A 19,175-nucleotide genomic window follows, 5' to 3' on the forward strand; every position below is an offset into this window, starting at 1 on the left:
AAGAGCCGTGATCGTATCGGCAGGGGTTCAGGTCCGGGGATCCGTTTTCGCCGCGACCTCATCGGCTCCCCCGAACCGGCGGTCGCGCTGGGCGAATTCCAGACAAGCGCGCCACAGGTCGCGGCGGTCGAAGTCCGGCCACAGCACGTCCTGGAAGACCATCTCGGCGTATGCGCTCTGCCAGATCAGGTAGTTCGAGGTGCGCTGCTCGCCGCTGGGCCGTACGAACAGGTCCACGTCCGGCATGTCCGGGTAGTAGATGTACTTCGCGAACGTCTTCTCGTTGACCTTCGACGGGTCGAGCCGCCCGGCGGCGACGTCCTGCGCGAGCCGCTGCGCGGCGTCCGCGATCTCGGCCCGGCCGCCGTAGTTGACGCAGAAGTACAGCGTCATCCTGTCGTTGTCCTTGGTCTGCTCCTGGGCGACCTGGAGCTCCTGCACGACGGACTTCCACAGCTTGGGCATGCGGCCCACCCAGCGGATGCGGATGCCGAGTTCGTCCATCTCGTCGCGGCGGCGGCGGATGACGTCCCGGTTGAAGTTCATCAGGAACTTCACCTCCTCCGGGGACCGCTTCCAGTTCTCCGTCGAGAAGGCGTACAGCGAGAGGTTCTTGACGCCCATCTCGATGCAGCCCTTGAGCACGTCCATGACGACGCCCTCGCCGACCTTGTGCCCCTCGGTGCGCGGCAGGCCGCGCTCCTTCGCCCAGCGGCCGTTGCCGTCCATCACGATGGCGACGTGCTTGGGCACCAGCTCACCGGGGATCTTCGGGGGCACGGCACCGGACGGGTGCGGCTCCGGGGTCTTGTAGTCGCGCCGGTTACGGCCGCCGAGCATCCCGCGTACTGCCATGAGCTTCAGTCTCCCTGTGTCACTTCTCTACGTACCGCAGTGAACGCAGCCCGCGCTCCAGATGCCAGTGCAGATACGCGGACACCAGCCCGCTCCCCTCCCTGGCATGACGCGCCTCGCACGCGTCCGCCGCCTCCCAGTCACCGGTGAGCAGGGCGCTCAGCAGGGCAACGGCCTCAGCCGAGGGTACGACGCTGCCGGGCACCCGGCAGTCGCCGCATACGACCCCGCCCGCCGCCACCGAGAAGAAACGGTTCGGCCCCGGCAGTCCGCACCGGGCGCAGGCGTCGAAGCTGGGGGCGTAGCCGTTGACCGCGAGGGAGCGCAGCAGGAAGGCGTCCAGGATGAGATGCGGCGCGTGCTCGCCCCGGGCCAGCGTGCGCAGCCCGCCCACCAGCAGCAGGTACTGCTGGACCGCGGGTTCGCCCTCGTGGTCGGTGAAGCGCTCGGCGGTCTCCAGCATCGCGGTCCCGGCGGTGTAGCGCCCGTAGTCGGTGACGATCCCGCCGCCGTACGGGGCGATCGTCTCGCTCTGGGTGCACAGCGGCAGCCCGCGCCCGACCAGCTCGCTGCCGCGCGCGAAGAACTGCACGTCCACATGGGAGAACGGTTCGAGCCGGGCCCCGAACTTCGATTTGGTGCGCCGCACACCGCGCGCGACGGCCCGCACCCGGCCGTGGCCCCGGGTCAGTATCGTGATGATCCGGTCGGCCTCGCCCAGTTTCTGCGTGCGCAGCACCACGCCGTCGTCCCGGAACAAGCTCATGCGTCCCATTGTCCGGTACGCCACCGACACCCGGGGCCCGGCCCCTGGGGCGGGCCCCGTCAGCCGCCCCCGGCGGGCACCACGAGCCCCGATTCGTAGGCGGCGATGACCAGCTGGGCCCGGTCGCGGGCGCCCAGCTTGCCCATGATCCGGCTGACGTGGGTCTTGGCGGTGAGCGGGCTGAGGCCCAGGCTCTCGGCGATCCCGGTGTTGTTGAGGCCGCGCGCGACCAGGGCCAGGACCTGGCGCTCCCGCTCGGAGAGCATGCCCAGGCCCTCGGGGCCGGGCCCGGCGGGGGCGCTCGGGGCGCTGAGCACCCGGGCGATGAGGCGGGCGGTCGGGCCGGGCGAGAGCAGGGAGTCACCGGCCGCGACGGTCCTGATCGCGGCCAGCAGGTCGGCGGGCCGGGTGTCCTTGACCAGGAAGCCGGAGGCGCCGGCGCGCAGCGCCTCGACGACGTGGTCGTCGGTGTCGTAGGTGGTGAGGACCAGCACCTTCACCCCGGCCAGGTCCTCGTCGGCGGCGATACGGCGGGTGGCCTCGATGCCGTCGAGCTCCGGCATCCGGATGTCCATGACGACGAGGTCGGCGCGGGCCGAGCGGGCGAGCGCGACCGCTTCCAGGCCGGTGGCGGCCTCGCCGACCACCTCCATCTCCGGATCGGAGCCGACGAGCATCGCGAAGGCCGCCCGGACGAGCGTCTGGTCGTCCGCGAGCAGTACCCGGATCATGGTGTGGTCTCCGCTTCCCGTGCCGGTGGGTGTTCATGCGTGTACGTGCCGGGCTCGTCCGGCTGGTTTCCCTCCGGCGCCTGCGGGAGAGGCAGCAGGGCCGACACCTCGAAGCCGCCGCCGGGGCGCGGGCCCGCCGTGAGGGTGCCGCCCGTGGAGCGGGCGCGTTCCCGCATGCCGACGATCCCGAACCCGGGCGCGGCGCCGTCCTCCACCGGACCGGTGCCGTCGTCGGTGACCGTGACCCGCAGCGCCCCGGCCGCGGGGGCGACGACGACGCGCACCCGGACCCCGGCGCCCGCGTGGCGCACCACGTTCGTCAGGGACTCCTGCACGATCCGGTAGGCGGCCGCCCCGATGGCGGGGGCGAGGCGGCCGGCCGGGACGCCGGTGTCGAGGTCGACCCGCGCCCCGGCCGCCTCGGCGGCCCGTACGAGGCCGGGCAGGGCGGCCAGGTCGGGCAGCGGGCCCTCGGCCTCCGCTCCCCCGCCCTCCGGCCCGGTCCCGCGCAGCACCTGGAGGGTGGTCCGGAGCTCCGCCCTGGCCTCCCGGCAGGTGTCGGCGATGTCGTCCAGCGCGGCGGCGACGGCCCGCCGGTCGAGCCGTTCCGGGTCGACGGTCAGGATGTGCGAGGCGACCGAGGTCCGTACCCCGATGACGGTGATGCTGTGCGCGAGGAGGTCGTGCAGATCGCGGGCGATCCGCAGCCGCTCCTCCGCGACGCGGCGGGCGGCCTCCTCCTCCCGGGTCCGCTCGGCGCGTTCGGCACGCTCCAGCACCGAGGCGACGTACTGGCGGTAGATGCGCACATCGACCCCGCAGAACAGCACCGCGACGATCCACCCGGAGATCCGCAGCAGTTCGAGCCCGTCGTGCGCGCTGAGGGCGAGCACGACCGTCACCATCACGGCGGTGACGCCGATGCCGACGACCAGGGTGCGCAGCGGGCGGCCGGTGACGGCCACGGTGTACAGCACGATCCAGGTCTGCGGCATCGGCGCCGAGTGGAGGTCCTGGGTGCCGTGGTAGAGCGCCAGCAGCGGCACCATGGCGAGCAGGACCGGCACCGGGGCGCGCCGCCGGCCGGCGAGTGGTACGGCGCTGCCCAGGAGCAGGGCCCAGCCGGCCGCGCCGAGCGTGCCGGCGTCGCCGGTGGACAGGGCGAGGGCCGCGGCGAGCGCCGCCGCGCCCGCTGCGGTCAGGGCGTCGTTGCGCGTCCGGTGCGGCGCGAGCATCGGGTCGCGGTTGACGACGGCCAGGACGCGGTCGCGGCGGCTCGTGGCCGCGGGGGCGGCCGGGGCGGTTGCTGGGGGCACGTCGCCATCCTCCGGTACGGGGCGGGGCACTGTCAGCGCTTGTCAGGGGGCGCCGACGAGTTCGGGCTCCCGGGGCCTCTCGGCGGGGAGGGAGCGGCTGAGCGCGCCCGGCCACCAGATCCGGCGCTGGAGGGCCACGCTCGCCGATGTCACCAGGTAGGTGCGGACCAGGAAGGTGTCGAGGAGGACGCCGACGGCGATCACGAAGCCCATCTCGACCAGGGCCGTCATCGGCATGTTCACCAGAACGGCGAAGGTGGCGGCGAGCACGAGGCCGGCCGACGCGATGACCCCGCCGGTGGTGCGCAGGGCGGTGAGCGCCGCCTCGGTGGGCTCCGCGCCGCCCCGGGCCTCCTCGCGGACCCGGTGCATCAGGAAGATGCCGTAGTCGACGCCGAGGGCCACCAGGAAGACGAAGGTGAGCAGCGGCAGCCCGGGGTCGGTGCCCTCCAGCCCGAGGACCGGTCCGAAGAACAGGCCGCCGATGCCGAGGGAAGCACCCCAGACCGCGACGACGGCGGCGACGAGCAGGAGGGGTGCGACGAGGCTGCGCAGCAGGACGATCAGGATGAGGAGGACGGAGAGCAGGACGAGCGGGACGACGGTCCTCAGGTCCCGGGTGCCCGCCTTCTCCAGGTCCATCTGCTGGGCGCTGGGCCCGCCGACATGGCTCCCGGGGAGGCGTTCGCGCAGGGCGAGGATGGTGGCCCGCTCACCGGCCGACTCGGGGGCGGCCTCCGGGGTGACGGACAGTTCGGTCCAGCCGCCGCCGCTGCGGCCGCGCGCGACGGCCGCGACGCCCTCGGTGGTACGGGCCCGGGCCAGTGCGCCGGGGGCGTCCCCGGTCGGCGTGGTCACGACGACGGGCCGGCTGGAGCGGCCGGGGTAGGCGTCGGCGAGGGTCTTCATCGCGGTGACCGAGTCCGGCTTCGTGGTGAAGGAGTCCTCCAGTTTGAGGTCGCCGGGCAGGTTGGACACCCCGAGCGACAGCGCGCCCAGCAGGACCCCGCCGGTGACGAGGACCGCGACCGGCCGGCGCCCGGCGGAGCCGCCCATGGCCGCGAAGAGCGAACGGCGGCGGCGCGGCTCGGAGCCGTACTCGGGGACCAGCGGCCAGAAGACGCGGCGGCCCAGCAGGACCAGGACGGCCGGCAGCAGCGTCAGCATGGCCAGGAGGGCGCACAGCACACCGACGGCGGCGAGCGGCCCCATGCCCCGGCTGCTGGTGAGATCGGCCGCCAGCAGGCACAGGAGGCCCGCCGCGACGGTCCCGGAGGAGGCGAGGACGGCGGGTCCGCAGCCGCGCAGCGCCGCCGCCATGGCGTCGCGGGGGCGTTCGGCGCGGACCAGCTCCTCGCGGTAGCGGGAGACCAGCAGCAGGGCGTAGTCGGTGCCGGCGCCGAAGACGAGGATCGTCATCACGGCGGAGCTCTGGCCGGTGACGGTGACGTCGAAGCCCCGGTTCAGTCCGTGGACGACGGCCATGGACAGGGCGTCGGCGGCGCCCGCCACGACGAGCGGCACCAGCCACAGCAGCGGGCTGCGGTAGATGAGGATCAGCAGGACCGCGACGACGCCGACGGTCGTGTAGAGCAGCGGTCCGCCGAGCGATCCGTAGACCTTCTTCGCGTCCACGTCCATCGCCCCCGGCCCGCCGACCTCGGCGCCCAGTCCCCCGCCGCCGCGTACGGTCTCGCGGACGTCGTCCACGAACGCGGTGCGGGCCTCGTCGTCCTGGCCGGGCTCGGTCGTGGAGACCGGGTACATCAGCGTGGTGCCGTCATCGGAGGGCACGGCGCGCGGGGGCGCGGTGAGGGTGTGGCCGCTCGCCACTTCGGCGGTCTGCCGGGCCGCGAGCGCCCGGTCGGCGGGGGTGAGGCCGCCGTCGCGGTGGTAGACGAGGACGAGGTCGGTGGTCTCGCCGCCGGGCAGGGCGTCCTGGATCTTCGCGACCTGGGTGGAGTCGGCGCTCGCCGGGAGGTAGTCGACGGCCCGGTTGACCTGTACGTCCCCCAGCTTGCCCGCGAACGGCCCGGCGACGGCCATGACGGCGGCCCAGAGGGCGACGACCGCCCAGGGCAGCAGCCGCCACCGGCTCACCTTGCGTGTGCGTGTACCGCTGTCCTGTTCCGCGGTCCTCATGGGAGGCCCCCTTCCGTACGGGTGTCCGGTCGTGTCCAGACTCCCGTCGGGGCGGGGGAACTTCGTCGCGCCGGGGGCCGACTTCCCGGCTACTGCCGGGGTGGGCGCGGCGGGCCCGTTACTCCCTGGGGAGTAACGGGGGGGCGGATCAGGAGGGCGTACGCGCCGCCTCGGCGAGCAGCCGTGCGGTGTCCTCGGCGCACAGCCTCAGCGCCCCGCCGACGGTGGTCAGCACCTCGCGTTCGGCAGTGCTGTACGCGCCGTCCGCGAGGGCGATCCGGGCGCCCTGGAGCAGAATCGATTCGCGCCCGGTGGGGGCGAGGTGCGGAGCGAGCGGTTCCAGCGCCTCGTGCAACTCGATGGCGAGGGCCGCGCCGCACGCCTCGGCCGCCGGGTCGAACGCGGAGCCCTGGCCGATGTCGGCGGACAGCACCTCGACCACGGTGGCGAGCTGTTCGGGCGTGCAGTCCTCGAACCCGGCGCCGCGCACGGTCTCGGCGGCGCTCTCCAGAACCGTACGGGAGGTGCTGCCGCCGGCCGCGAGGACGCCGAGGGCCACGGTGTGCACCGCGTCCCTGAGCATCGCGGAGAACCGGGTGGTGGTGGGGTGGCCGAGCGTTTCCGGGTCGAAGTGCTGGTGGCAGGCGGCGCATTCGACCACCGGGTCCGTGGTGCCGCGCCGCACCAGGGGCACGCCCAGCACGGCGAAGCGGCGCCGGCCGGTGAGGAGGCGGTAGTTGCGGTCACCGCCGCAGCCGGGGCAGAAGAACTCCCCGTCGCCGGTGGTGTCCCACAGCGTACGGATGCCGCAGATACGCAGCTTCATGGCGCGTTGTCCCAGGGCTGACCGCACGTCGCACACCTCCGTAACACTCCGGCAACACTGCCGTGTCGACGTGATGTTAACCACATCACCGTTGTGCCGTCAGCACCCCGCCCGTCACAACCGCCCGGAGAATGGCCGAACCCCGCCCTCCGGAAGCGGGTGGGCGGGGTTCGCGGACCGTACGACTTCGGGCCCTTCCGGGCGCCGGGTCAGCGGGTGGCGCGGTTGACGGCCGAGACGACCGCCTTCAGCGAGGCGCGGGTGGTGTTGGCGTCGATGCCGATGCCCCACAGCACCTTTCCGTCGATGGCGCACTCGATGTACGAGGCGGCCTGCGCGCTCGCGCCCTCGCTCATGGTGTGCTCGGTGTAGTCCAGCAGCCGGGCGTCGATGCCGATGGCCTGCAGCGCTTCGAAGAACGCGGAGATCGGGCCGTTGCCGGTGCCGGTCAGCACGGTGTCCGCGCCGTCCACGGTCGCCTCGACGGTGATCGTGTCACGGCCGTCGGAGCCGGTCGTGCTCTGGCCGGAGCGGATCTGGACGCGCCCCCAGGCGTTGTCCGGGTTGGGCAGGTACTCGTCCTGGAAGACGCTCCAGATCTGCTTCGGCGTGACCTCGCCGCCCTCGGCGTCGGTCTTGGCCTGAATGATCCGGGAGAACTCGATCTGCATCCGGCGGGGCAGGTCCAGCTTGTGGTCGTTCTTCAGGACGTACGCGATGCCGCCCTTGCCGGACTGCGAGTTGACGCGGATGACCGCCTCGTAGGAGCGGCCGACGTCCTTCGGGTCGATCGGCAGGTAGGGCACGGCCCACTCGATGTCGTCCACGGTCTTGCCCGAGGCGGCCGCGTCGGCCTCCATCGCGTCGAAGCCCTTCTTGATGGCGTCCTGGTGGGAGCCGGAGAAGGCGGTGTAGACCAGGTCGCCCGCGTAGGGGTGGCGCGGGTGGACCTCCATCTGGTTGCAGTACTCACTGGTGCGGCGGATCTCGTCGATCTGCGAGAAGTCGATCTGCGGGTCGACGCCCTGCGAGAACAGGTTCATACCCAGCGTCACCAGGTCGACGTTGCCGGTGCGCTCGCCCTGGCCGAACAGGCAGCCCTCGATCCGGTCCGCCCCGGCCATCAGGGCCAGTTCGGCGGCGGCGACGGCGGTGCCGCGGTCGTTGTGCGGGTGGACGGACAGGCAGACGAACTCGCGCCGCGACAGGTTGCGCGACATCCACTCGAACCGGTCGGCGTGCGTGGACGGCGTCGAACGCTCCACGGTGGCGGGCAGGTTGAGGATGATCTCGCGGCCCTCCTCGGGCTGCCAGACGTCACAGACCGCCTCGCAGACCTCCAGGGCGAAGTCCAGCTCGGTGTCGGTGAAGATCTCGGGGCTGTACTGGTAGCCGAAGATCGTCTCGTCGCCCAGGATCTTGTCGGCGTACTCCATGACCAGCCGGGTGCCGTCCACCGCGATCTGCTTGACCTCCTCGCGGGAGCCGCGGAAGACCACGCGGCGGAAGGTCGGGGCGGTCGCGTTGTACAGGTGGACGGTGGCGCGTCGAGCACCGACCAGTGATTCGACGGTCCGCTCGATCAGTTCCTCGCGGGCCTGCGTCAGGACGGAGATCGTCACGTCCTCGGGGATCGCGCCCTCTTCGATGATGGAGCGGACGAAGGCGAAATCGGTCTCGCCGGAGGACGGGAAGCCGACCTCGATCTCCTTGTACCCCATGCGTACGAGCAGGTCGAACATCTCGCGCTTGCGGGCCGGCGACATCGGGTCGATCAGGGCCTGGTTGCCGTCGCGCAGGTCGGTGGAGAGCCAGCGGGGCGCCTTGGTGATCCGCTTCTCGGGCCAGGTGCGGTCGGGGATGTCGACGGCCTCGTAGCGGCCGTACTTGTGGACCGGCATGCCGGACGGCTTCTGCAGCACCGTGGCGTTGGTGATCGGGGTGGGGCGGCCGACGGCGTGCGAGGCGGGGGTCTGGGCGGGGTTCACTTCGGTCATGGCGCAGGGCTCCTCGGGTGTCCTTCTCCGGGACGGCCGACTGTGTTACTGCAACACCAGACTCCGCGGGGAGGGGGTCGGCCTCGACTACAGGCCCTCGCCGCGGCAGCTAAGAAGAAGCAGCCCGAAACGCATGATGCGTCGAGACTAGCCGAGGGGCGCCCGAGACGTGGGTGCCGTTCCAGTATGCGGGATCGGCAGCCGCCCTTACCCGTACGGGAGGGTCTAAACACCCAACAGTGACCAATCACTCCATTTCATCAACCCCGATTGCAACCAGTGACTTGGTGCTCACGTAGTGCCACAGTCGTCTGTATGCAGCCTCTTTCACAGCAGGGGTTCCACCCCGTCTTCTGCACCATCGTCCCGCCCCACGTCCTCGACAAGCTGTCCCAGTCCGACGACCCCGTCCTCGCCGATCCGGCCCGCCGCACCCTGGAGTCCGACGCGGCCCGCCGCACCCGCCGCCAGGTGACGACCGCCGCCCGGCCCACCGCGCCCGCCGAACCGGACGACGAGGCCGCCGCCAAGCCCCGCCGCACGCTCTACGACTGCCGCCACGGCACGGACCTGCCGGGCACCAAGGTCCGCGGCGAGGGCGAGAAGCCCACGAAGGACGCCAGCGTCAACCGCGCGTACGCGGGCCTCGGCGCCACCTTCGACCTGCTGCTCACCGCGTACGGGCGGCGCTCCATCGACGGCCGCGGGCTGCCGCTGATCGGGTCCGTCCACTACGACGAGAAGTACAACAACGCCTTCTGGGACGGCGAGCAGATGGTCTTCGGAGACGGGGACGGGGAGATCTTCCTCGACTTCACCGTCGCCCTCGACGTGATCGCCCACGAACTGGCCCACGGGCTCACGCAGTACACGGCCAACCTGAGCTACTACGGCCAGTCCGGCGCGCTCAACGAATCCGTCTCGGACGTCTTCGGCTCCCTCGTGAAGCAGTACTCGCTGGGCCAGACCGCCGACCAGGCGGACTGGCTGATCGGCGAGGGGCTGCTCGCGCCCCGGGTCCAGGGTGTGGCGCTGCGCTCGATGAAGGCACCCGGCACGGCGTACGACGACGACGTGCTCGGCAAGGACCCGCAGCCGGCGTCCATGGACGACTACGTCCACACCGGCGACGACAACGGCGGCGTCCACCTCAACTCCGGCATCCCCAACCGCGCGTTCTATCTCCTGGCGACCGCGCTGGGCGGCAGCTCCTGGGAGCGGGCGGGCCAGCTCTGGTTCGATGTGCTCACAGGTGGTGAACTGGCGGTGGACGCGGACTTCGCGGACTTCGCCCGGCTGACCGTGGCGGCGGCGCGCAGCCGCTTCGGCGAGGGCGACGAGGTGGAGGCCGTCCTCAAGGCGTGGTCGGAGGTGGGCGTTCCGACCGATTAGGAGGGACGCACGCATGCGGATCCAGGTGAGCAGGACCGGCGGCTTCGCCGGCATCGCGCGCCACCGTGAGATCGACACCGCCGGACGGGCCGACGCCCAGGAGTGGGAGGCCCTGGCCGACTCGGCGCTCGCCGACGGCCAGGGAGCCGCGCCCCGGGGCGTCCCGGACGGCTTCAGCTACCGGATAACGGTCGACGGCAGGACCGTGCACTGCGCGGACCCCCGCCTGACCGAGGCCCAGCGCGCCCTGATCTCACGCGTCCTGAAGGAGGGCGCGTGAGACGGGGCGGCGGCTGAAGGGCCCAGGCCGGTCGCCCGCACCGGCCTCCGGTTCGCGGAGCGGCTCAGAACCCCAGCCTCCGCAGCTGCTTCGGGACCCATTTCCACAGCCCCCCTCGCACCCCACGGCCCCAGGGGGCCTCAGCGGCTTCGGACGGCCGCGCCGGCCTCCGGCCGCCGGTTCGCGGAGACGCTCAGAACCCCAGCTTCCGCAGCTGCTTCGGGACCCATCTCCACAGCCCCCCTCGCACCCCGCGGCCCCAGGGGGCCTCAGCGGCTTCGGACGGCCGCGCCGGCCTCCGGCCGCCGGTTCGCGGAGACGCTCAGAACCCCAGCTTCCGCAGCTGCTTCGGGTCGCGCTGCCAGTCCTTGGCGACCTTTACGTGCAGGTCGAGGTAGACGGGGGTGCCGAGCAGGGCCTCGATGTGCTTGCGGGACTTGGTGCCGACGTCCTTCAGCCGCTTGCCCTTCGGGCCGATGATGATGCCCTTCTGGCTGGGGCGCTCGATGTAGACGTTGGCGTGGATGTCCAGCAGCGGCTTGTCCGCCGGCCGGTCCTCGCGCGGCAGCATCTCCTCCACGACGACGGCGATGGAGTGCGGCAGCTCGTCACGCACGCCTTCCAGCGCGGCCTCGCGGATCAGCTCCGCGACCATCACCATCTCGGGCTCGTCGGTGAGGTCGCCCTCGGGGTAGAGCGGCGGGCTCTCGGGCAGGAGCGGGGCGATCAGGTCGGAGAGCAGCTCGACCTGCTGGTCCTTGACGGCCGAGACCGGGATGATCTCCGCCCACTCGAAGCCCAGCTCCTCGCCGAGCCGGGAGACGGCCAGTAGTTGTTCGGCGAGCTGCTTGGAGTCGACCAGGTCGGTCTTGGTGATGATCGCGATCTTGGGCGTCTTCCTGATGCCCGCGAGCTCCTTGACGATGTACTTGTCGCCGGGGCCGAGCTTCTGGTCGGCGGGCAGGCAGAAGCCGATCACGTCGACCTCGGCCCAGGTGGTGCGCACGATGTCGTTCAGCCGCTCGCCCAGCAGGGTGCGCGGCTTGTGGAGCCCGGGGGTGTCGACCAGGATCAGCTGGGCGTCCGGCCGGTGCACGATGCCGCGCACGGTGTGCCGGGTCGTCTGCGGCCGGTTGGAGGTGATGGCCACCTTCCGCCCGACCAGAGCGTTCGTCAGGGTGGACTTGCCCGCGTTGGGGCGGCCCACGAAGCAGGCGAAGCCGGCCCGGTGGGGGGCGGGGTTCTCGGCCTGCCGCGCGGCGGCTTCAGGGTTAGGTCGAACGCTCATGGCGCCCATTGTCCCCGATCCCGGGGGCTGCGGGGCACCGAGGCGCCCGCCACGGCCTCCGGGCCCGGTCCGGACGGCCCCGGGCCCCGCCCCGTACGGCGGTCAGCCGGCCGTGACGCTGAGCCGCAGCTGTCCGTCCGGCCCGGCGAGCAGCACCGGCGTGCCGGCCCCGCCCAGGTCCCGGACGGCGGCCCGGTCCTCGTCGGAGGGGGCGTCCGCCTCGGAGACGATCGCGGCGGCCTCCAGGGACTTCGCCCCGCTGGCCACCGCCATCGCGACGGCCGTCCGCAGCGCGCTGAGCTTCAGCGAATCCAGCTCCACGGTCCCCGCCACGTAGGTGCGTCCGGTCTCGTCCCGGACGGCCGCGCCCTCGGGGACGCCGTTGCGGGCGCGGGCGCTGCGCGCCAGGGTGACGATCTTGCGGTCCTCGGCGCCGAGGTCGGTGGTGCCGGTGCTCTCAGTCATGTGCCGAGCATACGAAGCCCGGCGCGGACCGGGGCGGGCGGGAGCCCCGGCCGGGTGCGCCTCAGGGGCGGTCGAGCCGCAGCCGCTCGGCCTTCGGGAGGCCGGCCACCACCAGGTCGTAGCTGTCCTCGATCAGCTCGCGCAGCTTCGCGTCGGGCAGTCCGGAGACGGTGACGGTGTTCCAGTGGCGCTTGTTCATGTGCCAGCCGGGCGCCACCGCCTCGTACTCCTCGCGGAGCCTCACCGCCTCGTCGGGGTCGCACTTGAGGTTCACCGTCAGCGGCCGGGCGTCCAGCGCGCTGAGCGCGAACATCTTGCCGAGCACCTTGAAGACGGACGCCTCGGGCCCGAACGGGAACTCCTCGACGCTCGCGTTGAAGCCCAGGCAGTAGGCCCTCAGCTGCTGCGGGGTCATTCCGGCGTCTCCTCCTCCTCGGGAGCCACCGGCTCCACCAGCACCGTGACGATCTTGTTGCGCCGGCCCGCCGGGGACTCCGCGGTCAGCCGCAGCCGCCGCCCGTCCGGCAGTGCGACCTCGGAGGACGCGCCGGCGATCGGGACCCGGCCGAGCGCCTTCGCGAGGAGGCCGCCGACCGTCTCGACATCCTCGTCGTCGTACTCGTCGAGGCCGAAGAGCTCGCCGAGGTCGCCGATGTCGAGCCGGGCGGTCACCCGGAAGCAGCCGTTCTCCAGCTCCTGGACGGGCGGCAGCTCGCGGTCGTACTCGTCGGTGATCTCGCCGACGATCTCCTCCAGGATGTCCTCGATGGTGACGATGCCCGCCGTGCCGCCGTACTCGTCGATGACGACGGCGACATGGCTGCGTTCCTGCTGCATCTCACGCAGCAGGTCTCCGGCGTTCTTCGTGTCGGGCACGAACGCGGCCGGGCGCATCGCCGTGGAGACCGGGTCGGCCTCCGAGTCCCGGTTGATGTGCGTCTTGCGGACCAGGTCCTTGAGGTAGACGATCCCGACGATGTCGTCCTCGTTCTCGCCGGTGACCGGGATCCGCGAGAATCCGGAGCGCAGCGCGAGGGTGAGCGCCTGACGGATCGTCTTGTAGCGCTCGATGCAGACGAGGTCGGTGCGCGGCACCATCACCTCGCGCACGAGCGTGTCGCCGAGTTCGAAGACGGAGTGCACCATGCGGCGCTCATCGTCCTCGATCAGCGACTCCTGCTCGGCGAGGTCCACCATGGCGCGCAGTTCGGCCTCGCTGGCGAACGGGCCCTTGCGGAACCCCTTGCCGGGGGTCAGCGCGTTGCCGATGAGGATCAGCAGCTGCGGGATCGGCCCCATGATCCGGGCCAGCGGCAGCAGCACGTACGCCGCTGCGGTCGCCGTGTTCAGCGGGTGCTGGCGGCCGATGGTGCGCGGCGAGACGCCGATCGCGACGTAGGAGACGAGGACCATGACGCCGATGGCGACGGCCAGCGCCTCCCAGGTCTCCGGGAACTCCTTCAGGCAGGCGTACGTGACGAGCACCCCGGCGGCCATCTCGCAGGCGACCCGCACCAGCAGGGCGACGTTGAGGTAGCGCGTCGGGTCGGCCGCGACCTGTTCCAGCTTGGCGCTGCCGCGCCGGCCCGAGCGGACCGCCTCGGCGGCCCGGAAGCTCGATGTGCGGGCGATGCCCGCCTCGGCGCAGGCGGCCAGCCAGCCGACGACGACCAGCAGGACGACGCCGGAGATCAGGGGCAGGCTCACGAGACGGTCGGGGCGGGCGACGGTCCGGTCAGCCCGCGCTCACCGCGCCAGCCGTCCACGATGGCGGCCTGGAGGCCGAACATCTCGGCCTTCTCGTCCGGCTCCTCGTGGTCGTAACCCAGCAGGTGCAGCACCCCGTGGACGGTGAGCAGCTGGAGCTCCTCGTCCATGGAGTGCTGCGTCTCGGCTTCCTCGCCCTGCTTCTTGGCGACCTCGGGGCAGAGCACGATGTCACCGAGGAGCCCCTGCGGGGGCTCCTCGTCGTCCTTGGCCGGCGGACGCAGCTCGTCCATCGGGAAGGACATGACATCGGTGGGGCCCGGCAGGTCCATCCACTGGATGTGCAGCTGCTCCATGGCCGCGGAGTCCACCACGATCACCGAGAGTTCGGAGAGCGGGTGGATCCGCATGCGCGCGAGCGCGTAGCGGGCGATGTCGAGGATCGCCTGCTCGTCGACCTCGGTTCCGGACTCGTTGTTGACGTCGATCGACATGGTGCGCTGCTACTGCTTCCCGTTGTGACGGCTGCGGCCCCGATGGCCCCCGTCGTCCTGCTCGCCCTTGCTGCTGTCGTACTTCTCGTACGCGTCGACAATACGGCCGACCAGCTTGTGCCGGACGACATCCTGGGAGGTGAGCCGGGAGAAGTGCACGTCGTCGATGCCCTCCAGGATCTCCTGCACCTGGCGCAGACCGCTCTTGGTCCCGCTCGGCAGGTCGACCTGGGTGATGTCACCGGTGACGACGATCTTGGAGTCGAAGCCGAGCCGGGTCAGGAACATCTTCATCTGCTCGGCGCTGGTGTTCTGCGCCTCGTCCAGGATGATGAAGGCGTCATTGAGCGTGCGGCCCCTCATATAAGCCAGAGGCGCGACCTCGATCGTGCCCGCCGCCATCAGGCGCGGGATCGAGTCGGGGTCGAGCATGTCGTGCAGGGCGTCGTAGAGCGGGCGCAGGTACGGGTCGATCTTGTCGAACAGCGTGCCGGGGAGGAAGCCCAGTCTCTCGCCCGCCTCGACGGCCGGCCGGGTCAGGATGATGCGGCTGACCTGCTTGGACTGGAGGGCCTGGACCGCCTTGGCCATGGCCAGGTAGGTCTTGCCCGTGCCGGCGGGGCCGATGCCGAAGACGATCGTGTGCTTGTCGATCGCGTCGACGTACCGCTTCTGGTTGAGCGTCTTGGGACGGATCGTGCGGCCCCGGCTGGACAGGATGTTCTGCGTCAGCACCTCGGCCGGGGTCTCCGTGCCGTCCGCCTGGCCGTTGTCGGTGGCCTTGAGCATCGCGATCGACCGTTCCACGGCGTCCTCCGTCATCGGCTGCCCGGTGCGGAGCACGAGCACCATCTCGTCGAACAGGCGCTGGATCAGGGCGATGTCCGCCGCGTTGCCCGTCGCGCTTATGTCATTTCCCCGGACGTGGATGTCGGCCGCCGGGAACGCCGCTTCGATCACGCGCAGCAGCGAGTCGCCCGCACCCAGGAGCATCACCATCGGGTGAGCGGCCGGGATGCTGATGTGGGCACGCGCCTGCGGCTGTGTGGGTGACTGAGTCATGGGCCGGCCCTCGGGCCTGCGCATACCTCCCGTTGCAGGGTTCTCGCTGCTCGAAAACCTCGTGTGCCTCAAGCCTACGACTCCACACCGACAACACCAGAGGTTTTACCGGGCGGTACGGGGCCGCGGGGGTTACGCGCGGAAACCGATCGTGGGCAGGGCCCGGCGCAGCGGCCAGGGCCGGGCGGCGGCCGGCAGCAGGTCGTCCAGGAAGGCGTAGCGCCGCAGCGCGGCCGGGTCCTGCCCGGCACAGGTGCGCACCAGCTGCCACCAGGCGGCGATCTCCGCCCAGCCGGGAGCCGAGAGCGAGCCGCCGAACTCCTGGACGGAGAGGGCCGCGGTCAGCCCGGCGAAGGCGAGGCGGTCGGCGAGGGGCCAGCCGGCCAGCGTGCCGGTGACGAAGCCGGCCACGAAGACGTCGCCGGCGCCGGTCGGGTCCAGCGCCTCGACCTCGATGGCGGGGACCTCGGCGGCCGTGCCGGCGGCGGCGTCGACCGCGTAGGCACCCTCGGAGCCCAGGGTGACGACGGCGAGCGGTACGCGTTCGGCGAGGGCGTGCGCGGCGGCCCGGGGGCAGTCGGTGCGGGTGTAGCGCATCGCCTCCTCGGCGTTGGGCAGGAAGGCGTGGCAGTGCTCCAGGCCGCTCAGGGCGTCCAGGTCCCAGCGCCCGGTCTCGTCCCAGCCGACGTCCCCGAAGATCAGGGCCCCCCGGCGGGCGGCCTCGGCGACCCAGGGTTCGGTGCGTCCGGGCACCAGCGAGGTGACGGCGGCCCGGGCCCTGGGCGGGCAGCGGGGGAAGGCGGGGGCCTCGGGCGAGGCGGTGGTGGGGAGCGACGGGGCCTCGTGGCCGTGCGAGACCATCGTCCGCTCGCCCTCGTACGCCATGGAGACGGTCACCGGGGAGTGCCAGCCGCGGACCGTGTGGGAACGGGACAGGTCGATGCCCTCGCCCTGTTCGAGCGCGTCCCAGCAGTACTCGCCGTAGTGGTCGTCGCCGAACGCGGCGGCCAGGGAGGTGCGCAGGCCCAGGCGGGCCAGCGCGGTGGCCATGTTGGCGACGCCACCGGGGCTGGAACCCATGCCGCGCGCCCAGGACTCGGTGCCCCGCACGGGAGCGCTGTCCAGGCCGGTGAAGATGATGTCCAGGAAGACCGTGCCGGTGAGGAAGACGTCGCACTCGGGGTCCTGCGGGGCGCGCAGCCCGTCCAGCGGGTCGATCTGCGGAATGTCAGCACTCACCTTGCACTCCCCGGTCGTGGCGGTTGCGGCCAGTGTGCCCGATACGCGGCGGTGATGGACGAGTGCGCGCCGCGCGTGTGTTCACGGTCGCTGACCTGCGTAAACGTGCGCAGTTACCCACCGGGGAACCACGTAAACACAAAAGTGTTCCAGATCACATAACTCCGGCTTTCGGTGGGCCGGGAGCACTTGATACAAATTGGCCCGCGAGCACCGTTGGAGACGTACCCGACGGAAGCGCCGATCTCTCGTATTTCCCCCCTCCCTTCTGCCTCTTCTCGGCATGTCCTCAGGAACGCCCATGTCCTCGCGCCCTCGCGCCGCGTGGCCCCTGGTCGCCGTGTTCACCGCCGGCTACCTCGCCGCCTATCTCCTCCCCACCATCGTGGGACGGCTCTCCGTCTATCTGGGCCTCAGCACGGCCCAGGCCGGGCTCGTCGGCAGCGCCCTGCTGCTCAGCTCCGCCTCCGCCGGCTTCTCCCTGGCGGGACGGGTGGAGACGTACGGGCCGTGCAGACCGGCACGCGTGGGACTGGTCCTCTGCGTGGTGGGGTACGGCTGTGCGGCGCTGGCCGGCACCGTGCCGCTGGTGGTCGCGGGCGCGGTGGTCGGCGGCTTCGGCTCCGGTACGGCGACCGCCGTCGCGGCGGCGGGCATCGCCGCCCAGAGCGACCCGCACCGCACCTCGTCCCTGGGCCTGCTGAGCGTCTCGGCGACCGCGGGCGCTCTGTATCTGACGGTCCCGCACCTGGGCGGCGGCCACCGGCTGCCGTTCGCCTCGATCGCCCTGGTCGCGCTCCTGGTCTGGCCGGCCACCTCCCGGCTCGGCGGTCCGGCCGCGGCCGGACCGGCCGCCCCCTCCGCGGGCCGGCTGCCGCACCGCCGCTCCGGACTGGTCCTCGCGGGCGGCATGCTCGTCTGGTCGATGGCGCAGAACGCGCTGTGGGGCGTCAGCAGCCGGATCGGCGTGGACCAGGTCGGGCTGTCCGAGGTGACGATAGGCGCCGTGTTCGCCGCCGCGCTCGGCGCCGGGCTGCTCGGCGTGATGGGTGCCGGGGTGCTGGGCTCGAAGCTGGGGCGCGCGGTCCCGATCGGTGTGGGCACCGCCGTCATCGCTGGGAGCATCGTGCTCAGCTCGTCCGCCGGGAGCCTCGGCTCCTTCGCGACCGGCGAGATCCTGTGGAACACCGTCTACCCGGTGGTCCTGTCGTATCTGATCGGTCTGGCCGCCTCCCTCGACGTACGCGGCCGCTGGGCGGTCCTCGCCGGCTCCGCCTCGTCCGTGGGCGTCGCCTGCGGACCGGTGCTCGGCAGTGTGCTGTCGGAGGAGGCCGGGTTCCCGGGGATGGGTCTGATCCTGGGTGCGGTGACGCTGCTGATAGCGCTTCCGGTGACCGCGGTCGCCCTGCACACCGGCGGCCGTCCGCTGGTGCCCGGTTCGGTGCGCCGCCGGGGCGGGGCGCCCGCGGCCCTGCTCGCCGTCACCACGGGTGCGGTGCCGGGCGCGGTGCCCAAGGTGGGCGCGCCCGAACAGGCCGTCACGGAGATCAGCATCCCGGCTCTGCGCCGCAGGCGCCTCGGCAGGAACGCGTTCCGCACGGCCGGCCCGGACGGCGGTCAGTCGAACACGTACGCCTCGACCTCGGACAGGTAGCGCGCCCTGCGCTCCTCGTCGTGGTCGAGGAAGGCCGCTTCGAAGGAGTTGCGGGCCAGGGTGCGCAGCTGCTCGCGGTCCAGGCCGAGCGCTTCGTGCACGGCGTGGAAGGTGTCTCCGACGTACCCGCCGAAGTAGGCGGGGTCGTCGGAGTTGACCGTGCAGAGCAGCCCGGCCTCCAGCATCGCGGGCAGCGGGTGCTGCTCCAGGGTGTCGACCGCGCGCAGCCGTACGTTGGACAGCGGGCACAGCGTGAGCGGGACGCGCTCGGCGACCAGCCGCTTCACCAGGTCCGGGTCCTCCAGGCAGCGCAGCCCGTGGTCGATCCGCTCCACGCCCAGCACGTCGAGCGCCTCGCGGATGTACGAGGGCGGCCCTTCCTCGCCCGCGTGGGCGACCTTGCGCAGACCGAGCTCCCCGGCCCGCTCGTACACCTCGCGGAACTTCACGGGCGGGTGGCCGACCTCGGCGGAGTCCAGGCCGACGGCGCTGATCCGGTGCAGGTGCGGCCGGGCCGCCTCCAGGGCCTCCAGGGCCGATGCGGCGGACTGGTCGCGCAGGAAGCACATGATCAGCTGGGTGGAGATGCCGTGCTTCTCCTCGCTGCGTGCCAGCGCCCGGCCCAGGCCCTCGATCACGGTACCGATGGGCACGCCGCGCGCGGTGTGGGCCTGCGGGTCGAAGAAGATCTCGGCGTGGCGGACGCCCTGGGCGGCGGCGCGGGTGAGGTAGGCGTCGGCGAGTTCGGCGAAGTCGTCCTCGGTCCGCAGCACGGCCATCAGCGCGTAGTAGAGGTCCAGGAAGCTCTGGAGGTCCTCGAAGAGGTACGCGGCCCGCAGGGCCTCGGTGTCCGGGTGCGGCAGGGCCACGCCGTTGCGCGCGGCGAGCGCGAAGGCCAGTTCCGGTTCGAGGGTCCCCTCGATGTGGAGGTGGAGTTCGGCTTTGGGGAGGTGCACGGTGA

The 19,175-nt window shown here is 72.0% G+C and carries 18 protein-coding genes; 3 read left to right on the top strand and 15 right to left on the bottom strand.

Annotated features, from left to right (window positions below; genetic code table 11):
- Positions 1–27: 27 nt before the first annotated feature.
- From ACN6LM_RS03510 to leuA, 7 genes are all read right to left on the bottom strand, one after another.
- Positions 28–855, bottom strand: coding sequence for an isoprenyl transferase (locus ACN6LM_RS03510; RefSeq protein WP_445063785.1), 828 nt, complete (start codon positions 853–855; stop codon positions 28–30).
- A gap of 19 nt (positions 856–874) precedes the next feature.
- A complete protein-coding gene (gene recO / locus ACN6LM_RS03515) occupies positions 875–1,621 on the bottom strand; it encodes a DNA repair protein RecO (protein ID WP_445063786.1) in 747 nt (248 codons plus the stop codon).
- A 59-nt stretch (positions 1,622–1,680) separates the two neighbouring features.
- A complete protein-coding gene (locus ACN6LM_RS03520; RefSeq protein ID WP_445063787.1) occupies positions 1,681–2,352 on the bottom strand; it encodes a response regulator in 672 nt (223 codons plus the stop codon).
- The gene (locus ACN6LM_RS03525) at positions 2,349–3,668 is read right to left on the bottom strand and encodes a sensor histidine kinase (protein WP_445063788.1); all 1,320 of its coding nucleotides are present in this window, start codon (positions 3,666–3,668) and stop codon (positions 2,349–2,351) included. The genes ACN6LM_RS03520 and ACN6LM_RS03525 overlap by 4 nt, the downstream gene beginning before the upstream one ends.
- Before the next feature lie 42 nt (positions 3,669–3,710).
- A complete protein-coding gene (locus ACN6LM_RS03530) occupies positions 3,711–5,810 on the bottom strand; it encodes an MMPL family transporter (protein ID WP_445063789.1) in 2,100 nt (699 codons plus the stop codon).
- 148 nt (positions 5,811–5,958) lie between these two features.
- Entirely contained in the window at positions 5,959–6,636 is a 678-nt protein-coding gene (locus tag ACN6LM_RS03535; RefSeq protein WP_445063790.1) for a TerB family tellurite resistance protein, read from the bottom strand.
- A gap of 209 nt (positions 6,637–6,845) precedes the next feature.
- Complete coding sequence (leuA, locus tag ACN6LM_RS03540; RefSeq protein WP_445063791.1) at positions 6,846–8,633, bottom strand: 2-isopropylmalate synthase; 1,788 nt, start codon at positions 8,631–8,633, stop codon at positions 6,846–6,848.
- Positions 8,634–8,948: 315 nt separating this feature from the next.
- On the opposite strand from leuA, the gene ACN6LM_RS03545 reads away from it, so the two are divergent.
- The gene (locus ACN6LM_RS03545) at positions 8,949–10,025 is read left to right on the top strand and encodes a M4 family metallopeptidase (protein ID WP_445063792.1); all 1,077 of its coding nucleotides are present in this window, start codon (positions 8,949–8,951) and stop codon (positions 10,023–10,025) included.
- Between the two features lie 13 nt (positions 10,026–10,038).
- Positions 10,039–10,305, top strand: a complete 267-nt coding sequence (locus ACN6LM_RS03550; RefSeq protein ID WP_445063793.1) for a protealysin inhibitor emfourin — start codon at positions 10,039–10,041, stop codon at positions 10,303–10,305.
- 322 nt (positions 10,306–10,627) lie between these two features.
- Here ACN6LM_RS03550 and era read toward each other — a convergent pair whose 3' ends face one another.
- From era to ACN6LM_RS03585, 7 genes are all read right to left on the bottom strand, one after another.
- Positions 10,628–11,602, bottom strand: coding sequence for a GTPase Era (gene era / locus ACN6LM_RS03555; protein ID WP_445063794.1), 975 nt, complete (start codon positions 11,600–11,602; stop codon positions 10,628–10,630).
- Between the two features lie 93 nt (positions 11,603–11,695).
- Complete coding sequence (locus ACN6LM_RS03560; protein WP_445063795.1) at positions 11,696–12,058, bottom strand: cytidine deaminase; 363 nt, start codon at positions 12,056–12,058, stop codon at positions 11,696–11,698.
- 61 nt (positions 12,059–12,119) lie between these two features.
- The gene (locus tag ACN6LM_RS03565) at positions 12,120–12,473 is read right to left on the bottom strand and encodes an MmcQ/YjbR family DNA-binding protein (protein WP_445063796.1); all 354 of its coding nucleotides are present in this window, start codon (positions 12,471–12,473) and stop codon (positions 12,120–12,122) included.
- Complete coding sequence (locus ACN6LM_RS03570; RefSeq protein ID WP_445063797.1) at positions 12,470–13,765, bottom strand: hemolysin family protein; 1,296 nt, start codon at positions 13,763–13,765, stop codon at positions 12,470–12,472. The genes ACN6LM_RS03565 and ACN6LM_RS03570 overlap by 4 nt, the downstream gene beginning before the upstream one ends.
- Positions 13,762–14,259, bottom strand: coding sequence for an rRNA maturation RNase YbeY (gene ybeY, locus ACN6LM_RS03575; protein WP_073965263.1), 498 nt, complete (start codon positions 14,257–14,259; stop codon positions 13,762–13,764). The genes ACN6LM_RS03570 and ybeY overlap by 4 nt, the downstream gene beginning before the upstream one ends.
- A gap of 9 nt (positions 14,260–14,268) precedes the next feature.
- Positions 14,269–15,321: a PhoH family protein gene (locus ACN6LM_RS03580; RefSeq protein WP_445063798.1), complete on the bottom strand. Its 1,053-nt coding sequence runs from the start codon at positions 15,319–15,321 to the stop codon at positions 14,269–14,271.
- A 132-nt stretch (positions 15,322–15,453) separates the two neighbouring features.
- On the bottom strand, positions 15,454–16,560 hold the full coding sequence (locus ACN6LM_RS03585) for a PfkB family carbohydrate kinase (protein WP_445063799.1): 1,107 nt from the start codon (positions 16,558–16,560) through the stop codon (positions 15,454–15,456).
- Positions 16,561–16,861: 301 nt separating this feature from the next.
- On the opposite strand from ACN6LM_RS03585, the gene ACN6LM_RS03590 reads away from it, so the two are divergent.
- Entirely contained in the window at positions 16,862–18,214 is a 1,353-nt protein-coding gene (locus ACN6LM_RS03590) for an MFS transporter (RefSeq protein ID WP_445063800.1), read from the top strand.
- On the opposite strand, the gene ACN6LM_RS03595 is transcribed toward ACN6LM_RS03590, so the two are convergent.
- A complete protein-coding gene (locus tag ACN6LM_RS03595) occupies positions 18,178–19,170 on the bottom strand; it encodes an adenosine deaminase (protein WP_445063801.1) in 993 nt (330 codons plus the stop codon). The genes ACN6LM_RS03590 and ACN6LM_RS03595 overlap by 37 nt on opposite strands.
- Between the last annotated feature and the right edge of the window lie 5 nt (positions 19,171–19,175).

It is taken from the genome of Streptomyces sp. SAS_281, assembly GCF_052542855.1.